13 protein-coding genes are annotated in these 13,274 nt (G+C 43.1%); 1 reads left to right on the top strand and 12 read right to left on the bottom strand.

The window, feature by feature from the left end:
- Window position 1: 1 nt before the first annotated feature.
- A complete protein-coding gene (locus tag NIE32_RS00875) occupies window positions 2-400 on the bottom strand; it encodes an Asp23/Gls24 family envelope stress response protein (RefSeq protein ID WP_253052309.1) in 399 nt (132 codons plus the stop codon).
- A 958-nt stretch (window positions 401-1,358) separates the two neighbouring features.
- Between NIE32_RS00875 and rpmB the strand changes: the two genes are divergently transcribed.
- Entirely contained in the window at window positions 1,359-1,547 is a 189-nt protein-coding gene (gene rpmB / locus NIE32_RS00870; RefSeq protein ID WP_023508941.1) for a 50S ribosomal protein L28, read from the top strand.
- Window positions 1,548-1,778: 231 nt separating this feature from the next.
- Here the strand turns inward: rpmB and spoVM are convergent, their stop codons facing one another.
- The 11 genes from spoVM to gmk all read right to left on the bottom strand — a co-directional run bounded on the left by spoVM (window position 1,779) and on the right by gmk (window position 13,246).
- Window positions 1,779-1,859: a stage V sporulation protein SpoVM gene (gene spoVM, locus NIE32_RS00865; RefSeq protein ID WP_253052307.1), complete on the bottom strand. Its 81-nt coding sequence runs from the start codon at window positions 1,857-1,859 to the stop codon at window positions 1,779-1,781.
- 97 nt (window positions 1,860-1,956) lie between these two features.
- The gene (locus NIE32_RS00860; RefSeq protein WP_253052045.1) at window positions 1,957-2,598 is read right to left on the bottom strand and encodes a thiamine diphosphokinase; all 642 of its coding nucleotides are present in this window, start codon (window positions 2,596-2,598) and stop codon (window positions 1,957-1,959) included.
- Window positions 2,599-2,642: 44 nt separating this feature from the next.
- A complete protein-coding gene (gene rsgA, locus NIE32_RS00855) occupies window positions 2,643-3,524 on the bottom strand; it encodes a ribosome small subunit-dependent GTPase A (protein WP_253052043.1) in 882 nt (293 codons plus the stop codon).
- 11 nt (window positions 3,525-3,535) lie between these two features.
- Window positions 3,536-5,539: a Stk1 family PASTA domain-containing Ser/Thr kinase gene (pknB, locus tag NIE32_RS00850; protein ID WP_253052041.1), complete on the bottom strand. Its 2,004-nt coding sequence runs from the start codon at window positions 5,537-5,539 to the stop codon at window positions 3,536-3,538.
- The gene (locus tag NIE32_RS00845) at window positions 5,536-6,285 is read right to left on the bottom strand and encodes a Stp1/IreP family PP2C-type Ser/Thr phosphatase (protein WP_253052039.1); all 750 of its coding nucleotides are present in this window, start codon (window positions 6,283-6,285) and stop codon (window positions 5,536-5,538) included. Before NIE32_RS00845 ends, pknB begins: the two co-directional genes overlap by 4 nt.
- 35 nt (window positions 6,286-6,320) lie before the next feature.
- Window positions 6,321-7,670 carry a 16S rRNA (cytosine(967)-C(5))-methyltransferase RsmB gene (rsmB, locus tag NIE32_RS00840; protein WP_253052037.1) on the bottom strand — a complete coding sequence of 450 codons (1,350 nt, stop codon included), beginning with the start codon at window positions 7,668-7,670 and terminating at the stop codon, window positions 6,321-6,323.
- Window positions 7,667-8,611: a methionyl-tRNA formyltransferase gene (gene fmt, locus NIE32_RS00835; RefSeq protein WP_253052036.1), complete on the bottom strand. Its 945-nt coding sequence runs from the start codon at window positions 8,609-8,611 to the stop codon at window positions 7,667-7,669. The genes rsmB and fmt overlap by 4 nt, the downstream gene beginning before the upstream one ends.
- A gap of 88 nt (window positions 8,612-8,699) precedes the next feature.
- Window positions 8,700-11,120: a primosomal protein N' gene (gene priA / locus NIE32_RS00830; RefSeq protein ID WP_253052034.1), complete on the bottom strand. Its 2,421-nt coding sequence runs from the start codon at window positions 11,118-11,120 to the stop codon at window positions 8,700-8,702.
- On the bottom strand, window positions 11,117-12,316 hold the full coding sequence (gene coaBC / locus NIE32_RS00825) for a bifunctional phosphopantothenoylcysteine decarboxylase/phosphopantothenate--cysteine ligase CoaBC (protein ID WP_253052032.1): 1,200 nt from the start codon (window positions 12,314-12,316) through the stop codon (window positions 11,117-11,119). The genes priA and coaBC overlap by 4 nt, the downstream gene beginning before the upstream one ends.
- A gap of 112 nt (window positions 12,317-12,428) precedes the next feature.
- Window positions 12,429-12,623, bottom strand: a complete 195-nt coding sequence (rpoZ, locus tag NIE32_RS00820; RefSeq protein WP_253052305.1) for a DNA-directed RNA polymerase subunit omega — start codon at window positions 12,621-12,623, stop codon at window positions 12,429-12,431.
- Window positions 12,623-13,246, bottom strand: a complete 624-nt coding sequence (gmk, locus tag NIE32_RS00815) for a guanylate kinase (RefSeq protein WP_253052030.1) — start codon at window positions 13,244-13,246, stop codon at window positions 12,623-12,625. The genes rpoZ and gmk overlap by 1 nt, the downstream gene beginning before the upstream one ends.
- Window positions 13,247-13,274: the final 28 nt, after the last annotated feature.

Raw genomic sequence — 13,274 nt, 5'->3', positions numbered from 1 at the left:
CTTACTGATGTAACGATTGGTCTTCAGAAACTGTTTCTTCTTCTAAGAGACGAACCCCTTGGACAAAAATATTAATCGAAGCAGCATCTAATCCTAATGTTTTATTCAATGTCTGTTTCACTCTATTTTGTACATTCATTGCAACTTCAGAAATGCGTGTTCCGTAACTTACGATAATGTACATATCAATAAGTAAGTTCTGATCTTCATCGAACCGAACAATGATGCCTCGGCTAAAATTTTCTTTTTTAAGAAGTTCAGCGAATCCATCCTTTAATTGGTTTTTGGATGCCATTCCGACAATTCCGGCACAGTCCAATGCCGCACCGCCAACAATTTTTGCAACCACATCAATAGATATATCAATTTGTCCGAAATTATTAGTCATGGAAACCGTCATCATTGAACCCTCCTGTTAGGCTGTTTATTATTTTTTTTACATATAGGCATAAATACCAAATATACGAATCATTTTACATAGGAATGCATATCGTTATTTTACACTAGCCTCCTTGAAATTTAAAGCAACGTAAAGAGCAACTCCTTTCATAATACATAACTTTTGTAACAAAAAAGGCAAGGTTGACCGAGGAGGCTCATGGATCGCCCGCGGCAAGCGAGCAATCGATGCTCAATTCATACAAATAAGGATGGATTAGTTCTTTGCCCAGTTTGCTCGAAACTAAGAAAAACACAGTGAAGATGCGAGACGCCCGCGGCAAGCCAGCAATCGAAGCTCAATACATACAAATAAAGATGGATTAGTTCTTTGCCCAGTTTGCTCGAAACTAAGAAAAACACAGTGAAGATGCGAGACGCCTGCGGGAGTGCGAGCCAAGTGAGACCCCGCAGAGAGCAAGGTTGACCGAGCAGGCTCACGGATCGCCCGCGGCAAGCGAGCAATCGAAGCTCAATTCATACAAATAAGGATGGATGAGTTCTTTGCCCAGTTTGCTCGAAACTAAGAAAAACACAGTGAAGATGCGAGACGCCTGCGGGATCAGCGAACCAGTGAGACCCCGCAGACCCTTGCCTGTTCGAGGAGGCTCACGGATCGCCCGCGGCAAGCGAGCAATCGATGCCCAATACATACAAAATAAGGATGGATTAGTTCTTTGCCCAGTTTGCTCGAAACTAAGAAAAACACAGTGAAGATGCGAGACGCCTGCGGGAGTGCGAGCCAAGTGAGACCCCGCAGAGAGCAAGGTTGACCGAGGAGGCTCACGGATCGCCCGCGGCAAGCGAGCAATCGATGCCCAATACATACAAATACTGTCCTACAGGTTGCAAGCAATGGACTGACGTGTTACTATAAAGCTATTGTGTTAATGAATTGCATGGTCAAGGAGGTCATCCAAGTGGGACGTCGATGCTTTGTTACCGGCAAAACAACGAAATTCGGTCAGAACCGTTCGTTTGCTGAAAATAAATCAAAAAGAACGTTTAAAGCAAATCTGCAAAAAGTACGCATTCTTGTTGATGGAAAACCAAAACGCGTTTATGTATCAACAAAAGCACTTAAAGCAGGTAAAGTTGAACGCGTTTAATGTTTAATTATGCGCATTCATGATTAATCGTGCTCCGGTACTTAAAAAGTCCAATCCCAGTGCACTGGGATTGGACTTTTTCATTTCAAACGTTGATTTGGCAAATGATTTAACACATAGGTAAACAATCGATGCATCGGCCTGAAAGAACATCCATCACATTATAACCAACTTTTTCTCACGTCAAAAAGAGTCCCCACTTGAGAGACTCTTTCTGATGATGTGAGCAGTTTACCCTTTCCGAAAGGAACCGAGGAGTGCTCTCACAATACCAGCTAAAAATCGAGGCAACTTAATTGTGTAAAATTTCATTGCACTGCTCCTCCTTGTCAAGCGCCGTCATCCTTTATCACGTGCTTCTAGAATATATGAGGTAAGTGCAGAAACTATAACTGGAAATAGAGAGCGATTAATCACTGCATTGCATCATTAAGAGATACCCTTGTGATAAAGCTACGGTGAATACATTTGCTTCAGCTTCATTGCTGATGCATAAACTCGATCCGAGTGGTAGATCGGCCTCTTGAAGCGGGTATTTAACACCCTTTAAAGTCAATCCAGTCACTTTTTCGGATAGAGAAAGAAATGAAAGATAACGGTAAAATATATTCTTCTTTATATGATATGTGCCTGGAGTGAGTAAAGTGATACAATTTCTACGATCCATTATTTCCAGTTTCGTAGTCATGTGCGCCGCTTTCATCAGCAACTGTACACTTGCGAGCGCATGATCTTGACGCCCACCGGTTACCCCTAACAAAAGACACTGCTCCGGTGATTGACTCAGAGCCCAATCAAGGGCAAGTTCTAGATCAGTTTTATCTTTTTCAGGCGGAAAGATGGAGAGTTGTAAGCCGCTGTGATTTACCTTCGCACGTTCATCTTCAGACAAAGAATCAAAGTCACCGAATGCACGGATCGGACGAATATTGTTATTCACTAACACCATAGTACCATGGTCTGCACCGACCCATTGATAATCACGAAATTCAGAGGATTGGAGATCCGGAATGAGGGATTCAGGACCGCCGGCTACAATCGCTAATTTCATCGGGGATTCACCTCTTTTTCTACCTTGAAATCCATTCTCCAGAGTTAATATTTTTTTCTCTGGTTAATTTCATTAAAAAAGACTTGGTAATGCGCATAGCGTTTCTGATCGATCTTCTTTTCTGAGATTGCCTCTTTCACCATACAGTCTGGTTCTGCAATATGCGTACATCCTCTGAATCGGCAATGGTCGCGATATCCGTCAAATTCTGGAAAACAATGTTCAAGTTCCGTAACTGTGATATCTGGCAATTCCAGTGAACTGAATCCAGGCGTATCGGCGACATAGCCATTTACACCTATTGGCATCAGCTCAACATGCCGGGTCGTATGTTTCCCGCGACCTAGCGACTGAGAAATTGCCTGTGTATCAATGCTTAACGATTGATTCAGATGATTGAGCAAAGTAGACTTGCCCACTCCTGATTGTCCAGTTATCACGCTGATTCGATTTTCCATCTGGTTACGTAGCGCATCCAGCCCTTCATTATTCATACTGGATGTAATGACTACTGGATAGCCAATGCGCGCGTATGTGTCTACACGCAGGCGCATTGCTTCAGCTTCGACTTGAGAGAGTAAATCCCATTTTGTTAGACAAATCAATGGATCGATATTCTGCGCTTCCATCTGCACAAGAAAGCGATCAAGTAATTGACTGTCAAATGCGGGTTCAGCAACAGAAAAAACAAGAATTGCTTGATCGATGTTTGCAATCGGCGGGCGTTTCAATTCATTTTTTCGCTTCTGTATTGAAAGAATATATCCATCTGTCGGTTTCTTCGCCTCATAGCCGACATGATCTCCTACCAATGGACTTAGCCCTCTTTTTCTGAAAACCCCTCGAGCTCGGCATTGGATCTGTTGTTGACCATCGTTGACATAATAGAAACCACTTAGGGCTTTAATAATCGTTCCTTCCAACATGTTAAAACTCCTTAATGTAGGCTTGCTCCGTGTTCGTCCGGATAATCAACCGTGCCTGTTTTTCGCTCTGTGCCATCAATTAATACCCGATAGGTTCCCTTTTCATTCGGATTAATCATGAATGGAATCGTATACGTCTTAGTTTCAGTTATTTCTTCGTCAGTAAAAACAGAATTATTATGATTAGCATCTGTATAATAAATCTGCACATGAATCGGTGTTTTACTTTCACCTGAAGCTGCTGAGGAACCTTTATCACCAGGGTAGATCACTTTAATCGGTTGATCAATTCCCTTAGGCTTCGGTTCCTTGCCCTTGGACAACGTTACAACGATCGAGGCTCCTTTTTCGACCTGACTACCAGAAGCCGGATCTTGATCGAGAACACTCCCTTTTGCAACATCATCAGAGTAATCGCTGTTTGAGAAATCTGCATTCAATCCTTGTGCTTTTAGCAATTTACGTGCATCATTTTTCGTTTTCCCTTTAAGATCGGGTACTGTGATTTCCTGATTCTCAGGGCTATACGTTAATTCCAATATGGTATCGGCGGGTACCACCTTAGTTCCTGCTGATGGGTTCTGACGAATAATCTCTCCTTCAGGCGTATCTGGTGATGTGCTCGTCTCATGCCAGACAACTTTCTTAAAGCCAGCATCTTTGATCGCACTTGTAACCGTGTCGCGACTGTAGCCAACATAATTATCTAGAGAGACCATTTTTGAGCCCTTGCTTACGATCACGTTAATTTCGGTACCCTCTTTTACTTCTTCTCCGGATTCAGGATTTTGGCTGATTACCTTTCCTTTCGCAATGGAATTACTGACACGGTCAGAGCGCACAACTTTCAACTGCTGAGCATTCAATGCGTTTCTTGCCTCTTGATACGTTTTTCCTGTGACATCAGGTACGCGAACATTGGACACATAGAAAAGTTTCGGCAACAGCGTCATGCCAAGAATTAAGCCCGCAGTTATTAATAACAATAATATTCCGGATATGGTCAACCACTTTTTGGCTTTTGATTTTTTGGGCTGCTTTTCCTTTTTCGAGTTCTCTGATTGCGGTGCTTCCGCGTTCACTGCATTCTTATTCATCTCATGCTCAACAATTGGCGTCATTTTAATTGTTTTTTCATTATCTGCAGTCTCTTCATCCGAATTTGGTTCATTTAAAATCAGTCGTTTTTCATTTGCTCGTTCTGGATCTAACGCTGTATTCAGATCGTCATACATTTCCGTTACATATTCGTAACGCTCAGCTGGATCCTTCGCCAATGCCCGGATGACAATATTCTCTATGGATTGTGGGATGTCGTTGCGAAAGTCGCGTGGAAAAGGCATTGGAGAACTGAGATGTTTTAATGCGACAGATACCGGTGATGTTCCAGGAAAAGGTAATTTGCCAGTTAAAAGTTCAAACATCACAATTCCAAGAGCGTAGATATCCGATTTAATGGTTGCTTTTCCACCTTTTGCTTGCTCAGGTGATAGATAATGGGCTGATCCCATAATTGAATGTGTATACGTAATCGTTGCACTGCTCACGGCCAGTGCGATTCCAAAATCTGTTACTTTAACTTGCTCAGACTCATTAATGAGAATGTTTTGAGGCTTAATGTCACGATGGACGATCCCGTGATCATGTGCATGTGCGATCGCCTGTAAAATCTGCTTCATAATATGTATCGTTTCATTAATGGCAATTGGCGAATAGTCCTTAATGAACTCTTTCAGCGTCATGCCTTCAATATATTCCATCACAATATAATAGCAGTCCTCTTCGCCAATATCGTAAATTGCGACGATATTAGGATGTGAAAGACTGGCAACCGATTCGGCCTCACGACGGAAACGACGCACAAATTCCTCATCATCAGCCAATTCCTGCCTCAGCGTCTTCACCGCGACCAAGCGATCAAGAATAAGATCTTTTGCCTTATAAACAATGGCCATCCCGCCTTCTCCAAGGCGAGATAAGATTTGGTATCTGCCGCCAACTCTTTTTCCAATCATTGTTTTTCACCATCACCATCTTTGGATATAATGATCACCGAAATGTTGTCCTCTCCACCGGCGTTATTGGCTTCTCTAATCATCATTTCCGTTTTTTCGTGAAGCGTTGCTTCATGTTCCATGATTTCACTCAACTTTCCATTAGAAAGTTTGTTCGTTAGTCCATCCGAACAAAGAAGAAGATGCGTACAATCCGACCAGTCCAAAGTTACGGTATCCAGTGCAATCGTGGGTTCTGTACCCAAAGAACGCATCAAAATATTTTTTTTCGGATGAACTTCGGCTTCTTCTTCTGTAATTTGCCCGGATTTCACCAGTTCGTTGACATAAGTATGATCTTCTGTAATTTGCACAATACGATGATTCTTAGTCTGTTTATAAACCCTGCTATCCCCAACAGTGGAGACAATCATAAATTCTGAAGTGCAATAGACCGCTGCAAACGTTGTCCCCATTCCATGACAAGCTTCGTGGGTCTCTGCATACTCATAGAGTTTCAAGTTGACGCCTCTCACAAGATGATTGAGCCAAAGTTCAGCTTCCTCCTTAGAAAGTGTCTTTTCTCTTTCAGTCCACCTGACTGACGAAAAATCGACAGCCATTTTACTTGCAATTTCACCTGCAGCATGACCGCCCATACCGTCAGCAACTATGGCAAGTAAGCAATCATGATCATTGAATACACCAATACTGTCTTCGTTGTTACTCCTAACTTTCCCGGGATCTGTACGATATGCAATTTGCACCTCTTCACTTCCTTAAGAGAATTCATTGCCGTCCATCATTTTCGTTCAAGACAACAGATGAAAAATCCATCCGTTTGACATGTAAAAGGCATTAATTGAACCATGCCCTTTCCAGATTGAGACTGCGTGTCCCTCAAAACATTTGGAAGTCTTTCAGCAAAAGTCGGTTCCAAATGAAATTCGGAATGCTGTGCAAGAAATTGACGAATTTGGGCTTCATTCTCATCCTTATTAATCGTACACGTGCTGTAGATCAACCAACCGCCTGATTTAACAAGCGTTGCAGTTTCTTCTAGAATGGATTGTTGAATAGGAATAAGCCCGTTGATTTCATTAGCCGACTTCATCCACTTGATTTCAGGCTTGCGACGAATGACACCGAGTCCGGAGCAAGGTACATCAAGTAAGACTCTGTCAAATGAAGATTCTTTGAAAGCGGTATGAGCAGTTCGCGCGTCCAAAGCTCTCGTTTCAATAGTATATAGTCCGAGTCGCTCGGCAGCATGATCGATTAATTGCGTTTTATGCGGGTGCAAGTCCAAGGCAATGATTTTCCCCTGATTTCCCATTCGTTCTGCAAGATGTGTCGTTTTCCCACCAGGTCCGGCACAGGCATCAAGAACAGTCATCGATTGATCGGGTGCAACAACATCAGCAACGAGCATAGAGCTCTCATCTTGAATGGTAAAGAAACCTTCTTTGAACAAGTGCGTCTCGACGACACTTCCGTTTTGTACAATCAGACAGTCTTTGGAAAGTTGTCCGGGAATAGTCCGAATCCCTTCCACTGCCAATTTTTCAGCAAGTTCCTCTCTCGTAGCTTTTATACGATTAACCCTGATCACAACGTTCGGCGGTTGATTATTTGCCTCGGCAATTTTTAATGCATCCGATAGATCCCACTGCGTTTTCCACAAGTCAATTAGCCACTCCGGATGACTGTATTGTAGTGAAAGACGTTTTCGTTCAGATTGAACTTTTGAAATGTCGGGTATCCCTTCGCGTAAAAAGTGACGCAGTACACCATTCACAAGTCCTGAAATACCACGGTGTCCTCTTTTTTTTGCAATCATTACTGCCTCATTGACGATGGCATGGTCAGGTATACGATCAAGATACACCTTTTGATAAAAAGAAAGAAGGAGCAACAGTTCAACCCAATCATCTAGTTTCTTCTTAGAATGAACAAATGCAGATAAATAAAAGTCTAAAGTCAGCTTACGCTGTAAAACACCATAGAAAAGCGTTGTCACGAGACTTTTATCCTTGTCTGAAAATGGGTTCGACGAGAGTGCTTCATTAAGAGCGATCTGACTATACGCATGCTTCTTGGTGACTGCAAGTAATAGATCTAATGCGGTTTCTCGCACAGAAGGATGGCTCATGAATGACCTCCGAGAACTGTGCCTTCATTCATCGAAGTTCCTCTTAAGAAATCCGAAGCAGGCATCCTTTTCTTTCCTGCCGGTTGACATTCCGTAACATAAATCACTTGGTTTTCTCCGGTAGCAACGAAAAATCCTTTTTTGTCATGATCGATTACAGTACCTGGTTTTTCTTGTGTCTTTAGTTTGGTTAATTCAGCAGAATAGACTTTGAATACCGCTCCATTGAGATACGTAAAAGCACCTGGAAATGGGTTCAACCCTCTAATTAAATTGCGCACATCAGACGCAGATTTTTGCCACTTAATTTCTTCATCTTGATGTTGAATACTTGGTGCAAAGGTTACTTCTTCATCGTTCTGTTCGCGTGGCTTCACGTCACCAGAAGCGAGTTTGGGTAATGTTTCCAATAATAATTTACTTCCCGCTGTGCTCAATTTGTCATGAAGTGTTCCAAAAGTATCTTGATCTTCAATCGGAACACGTACTTGGGACAGAATATCTCCTGCATCCAATTGTTTGACCATGTACATAATCGTTACGCCAGACTCTGCTTGTCCATCAATGATGGATTGCTGTATTGGTGCAGCACCGCGGTAAGCCGGCAATAATGATGCATGAACATTGACACAACCGAGTGATGGTCCTTTAAGCAAAGATTCGGGTAATATTTGCCCATATGCTGCGGTTACAAGTAAATCCGCCCCAAATGATAAAATTTCTTGCACAGCCTCTGCTTGGCGTACTTTTTCAGGTTGCAATACAGGAATGTTGTATTTTTCAGCGAGTATTTTTACTGGTGGCGGCGTTAATTTATGTTTTCTCCCCTTTGGACGGTCGGGTTGTGTGACCACGCAGACGACTTCATAACCTGGGTCATCCAACAAATTTTGGAGTACGGGTACCGCAAAATCCGGTGTGCCCATAAAAGCGATTTTCATTCAATCATCCTCTTTAACAAAATTAAATCTTGGGTCTGCTCGAAAGCAGAGCGAAAAAAATTTTTCGTATGGATTCGTCCGCTCTCTATTACATAAGTACAACAGGATTAAGATCAATTGAGATCTGCAAGTTGTTCTTCCCTGATTCTTGGAAATGTTGCAAGATCTTATGTAAAACAGGCAATAGAGCCGGTTCTCTTTTGTATTTTACCATGCACTGATAGCGATATCTATCATTTATCTTTGAGATCGCGGGTACAACAGGTCCATACACTTGAGAAGATTGCGACAGATTATTATTCAAAATAGAAGCCACGCGCTCGGCTGCTTCCGCAACTTTGGCAGGTTCAGGATGGGTCATACTGATCAATGCCAAATAATAAAAAGGAGGATAGCCCGCTCGATGTCGAAGTTCCATTTCTTGTTGGTAAAAAGCTTCATAGTCATGATGTGCAGCATCAATAACCGCGTAATGATCAGGCGTATAACTTTGAATCACTACCTCACCGGGCAACGCATGTCTCCCTGCACGACCCGAAACTTGAGTAATTAACTGAAAGGTCTTCTCCGATGCACGAAAATCAGGCAAATGAAGCAATGAATCGGCAGCGAGAACCCCAACTAGTGTCACTTTTGGGAAATCTAGCCCTTTAGCAATCATTTGTGTTCCCAATAAAATATCTGCCTGCTCCTCACCAAACTGACGCAGTAAATGCTCATGGCTTCCCTTTTTTCGTGTTGTATCCACGTCCATCCGGATCACTCTTGCTTCAGGAAGCAACCGGTTAAGTTCTGCTTCAACCTTTTGCGTTCCCGTTCCGAAAAAGCGCATCGCATCACTCGCACATGTGGGACATGTATCCGGCATTTTTTGTTCATAACCGCAATAATGGCACTTCAATAGATGTTGCGCCCGGTGATAAGTTAATGAGATATCACAATGCGGGCATGTGACAACTGTACCGCATGAACGGCACATGACAAATGTGGAGTAGCCCCTCCGGTTTAAAAACAAGACCGTTTGCTCTTTTTTCTCAAGACGATCTCTAATTTTTTCAAGAAGAATTTTTGAAAAAACCGAATGGTTGCCCTCGCGCATTTCTTCACGTAAATCCACAATTTCTACAGAGGGTAAAGGACGTTGATTCACACGTTTTTTTAATGATAATAAAGTATAAACGTGTTTGCCTGCGCGTGCAAAAGACTCAAGAGACGGTGTTGCACTCCCAAGGACAACGGGGCATTGATGTGTTTTCGCTCGATGGATGGCAACGTCACGTGCATGGTAACGTGGAATATCTTCTTGTTTATAGCTGGATTCATGTTCCTCATCGATAATGATCAGGCCAAGATGTTTAAACGGAGCAAAAATTGCTGAACGCGCCCCAACTACTACTTGCACCTTTCCCTCACGAATTTTTCGCCATTCATCGTATTTCTCACCGCGACTTAGCCCACTGTGCATGACAGCCACCTGTTCACCGAATCGCCCTTTAAATCGAAGTACCATCTGTGGCGTTAACGATATTTCAGGAACAAGTACAATCGCTTGCTTTGACTGAGCAATGACATGCTGAATCGACTGTAGGTAGATTTCTGTCTTCCCGCTACCGGTGACACCGTGGCAGAGAAACACGCGATGTTCTTCATGCTCAATCGATTCTAAAATTGGAGTAAGCGCCTCACTTTGTTCACTCGTTAAATCTAGAGGATACGTTTTCTCCACTTTCTTTAGAAAAGGATCGCGATAGTGATCGACTTGTTCATCATGCAACAATCCTTTTTCTTCAAGCTTGTTCACCGCATCCCGACTGAAACCCTGATTAACTAAATCAGCGAGCGGTAGTTGAAAAGAAGAGAGATCAGATTGCTGCACAAAGAATTGAAGAACTTCTTTTTGACGAATCGCACGAGCAGTCATTTGCGCACACGCATTCTCCAATTGTTCTCGTGAGACAGCGGCAGATACATGAATGACTTTCTTCGCACGTGCTTGATTTTGAACCAATTGATGAATGGACAACAAACCTTGACTGATTGCCCGTTTCATTCGATTCGATAATTTAGGGTGATGTTTCACGACTTCCGACCACATCGGATTCTTCACTTTGCTTAAGAAGGAAGCAAGTTCCGGATCACTCGCTTGTAGTTGATCTGGTTGTTCCACTTCAATCAATTTCTTATAATCAGCTTTCATGGCGGCAGGCAGCATTGCTTGAAATGCTGCCACTCTGGTGCAGAGTGTCGTTCTGGCTAACCAATCTCCCAATTCCAATAGCTCTTGGGTCAATACAGGATGATGATCTTCCACGGAATCGATCGTTTTCAGCTGTTTGAACGAGGATTCATTCTTCAGTTTTGTAACAAAACCAAGACGACGTGTGCGTCCGAATGGTACCGTCACACGCATTCCCGGTTCAACAACCTCTTCCAATCCTTCAGGAATCCGATAATCAAAAGGTTTGTTTACTGGATTAGCCGGAATATCAATATATACTTCCGCAATCACTTTGAATCACTCATTTCAAACAACCCTGATAATGCATCCAGTATCTCTTCGGCAATTTGTGGCTTAGGCATGCGTTCAAGCACTTGTTTCCGGCCATTTGCAAAATAAAAGGTAACCTTATTCGTATCATTGCCAAAACTGTCGGAAGCATGGTTAGCAATAAGCAAATCCAAATGTTTCGATTCCAGTTTCTTCAGTGCATTTTCTTCAAGGTCATCCGTTTCTGCGGCAAAGCCGACTAATACTTGTTTCACTTTTTGTCTGCCCAATTCTTTCAAAATATCTGGATTGCGAACCATTTTCACCATCATGGGTCCATCTGACTTTTTAATCTTACTTGCGCTCACATTTTCCGGACGATAATCTGCGACCGCAGCAGCCTTTATTACCGCATCAAGTCCGTTGTAGCGACGAATCACCTCATCATACATCTCACGAGCAGATGTCACATGGACTGTTGTCACGCCTTTGATGTCACCCAGCTGAGCACCTGTCACGAGAGTGACATCCGCCCCTGCTCGCTGGGCTGCTGCGGCAATGGCGTAGCCCATCTTTCCACTCGATTGGTTGCTGAAGAAGCGAATTGGGTCCAGTGCTTCTTTTGTTGGCCCTGCGGTTACCAAGATCCTTTTCCCTTTTAGTGTTTGATCTCCTGTAAAGAAATCAGTCACTTTACGCACGATTTCTTCCGGTTCAGTCATTCTCCCGGTTCCTGTCCAACCGCAAGCAAGGTGACCTTGCTCAGGTCCAATTAGCCGATATCCGTAACTTTCCAAGATACCTAGATTTTTCTGGAGTGCGGGATGTGCATACATATTCACATTCATCGAAGGAGCTAGCCAAACAGGTGCTTTTGTCGCCAGCACAGCGGTTGTCAACATATCATCAGCGATTCCGGATGCCATTTTTGCAATTGTATTTGCTGTTGCCGGTGCGATGAGGAAAAGATCCGCTTGATCAGCTAAATCAATATGCGCAATTTGTCCTTCTTTCTCATCAATAATGACTTGATCATAGACCTGATGTCTTGTCAATGCTTGAAAAGTAGCAGGACCAATAAATTGCTTGGCTGCATCCGTCATCAATACATGCACATCAGCGCCCAGTTTCACCAAGCGGCTGGTGAGATCCGCTGCTTTGTAAGCGGCAATACCACCGGTGACCCCGAGAATAATCTTCTTTCCTTTAACCGTCACAATCTTCACTTCCTTCTTTACTAAACAACCCCTGGCTTTTTGAGCGCGCGACTTGTGTATAGAAAAGGCAACAACCTATGAAAGGTTGTTGCCTGCCAAGTCTGCGCAAAAATTAATGTTTATAAGTAAGCAATCCGGCATTAATTTCTTCCAATGCCTGTCCAACCTCTTTAACCGAACGTGGATGTTCAACCATAAGATGGCCGGAACCATCCTGCAGTTGGCGTGCGCGTTTTGCAGAGAGCGTCACCAAAGTATAGGTCGAGTTAACTTTTTCAAGCAGATTATCAATAGACGGATAGATCATCATTGTCCGTCATCTCCTTCCAAATGTTTATATTTTTCAATCAGACGGTCAACACGGCAATGCTCGGCACGCACAATCGCTTCGATCCGATCGCAAGCCTTATCAACCTGATCGTTTTCAACAACATAATTGTAATTCTGCATTAATTCCATTTCGGACTTAGCAACTGTCATGCGGCTCTCAATAAGCGCAGCTGTCTCGGTTCCGCGTCCCATAATACGATTTTTCAGCTCTCTCAGGTTTGGCGGAGCGAGAAAAATGAAACATGCTTCTGGAAAACGTTGTTTGATTTGAAGTGCACCTTGTACCTCAATTTCCAGTATAACATCCTTACCTGCGTTTATGGTGTCTCTCACATAATCAACAGGTGTGCCATAGCAATTGCCTACATACTCGGCCCATTCCAAAAGTTTGTCCTGATCAATCATTTGTTGAAATTGATCTCGTGTTTTAAAGAAATAATGCACGCCGTCAATTTCGCCTTCGCGAGGTTTTCTTGTCGTAGCCGAGATTGAGTACTGCAAATCCGTACCTCTTTTTCTCAACGCCTTGCAGACCGTTCCCTTGCCAACGCCTGATGGCCCGGACAAGACAACCAGCAACCCTTTTTCCTTAAAGCTCATTCCTTTGCCTCCAACTGTTCATTCAACA

The organism is Sporolactobacillus kofuensis, from assembly GCF_024125425.1.
GTDB lineage: Bacteria > Bacillota > Bacilli > Bacillales > Sporolactobacillaceae > Sporolactobacillus > Sporolactobacillus kofuensis.
This window is presented reverse-complemented; position numbering and strand designations above follow the sequence as displayed.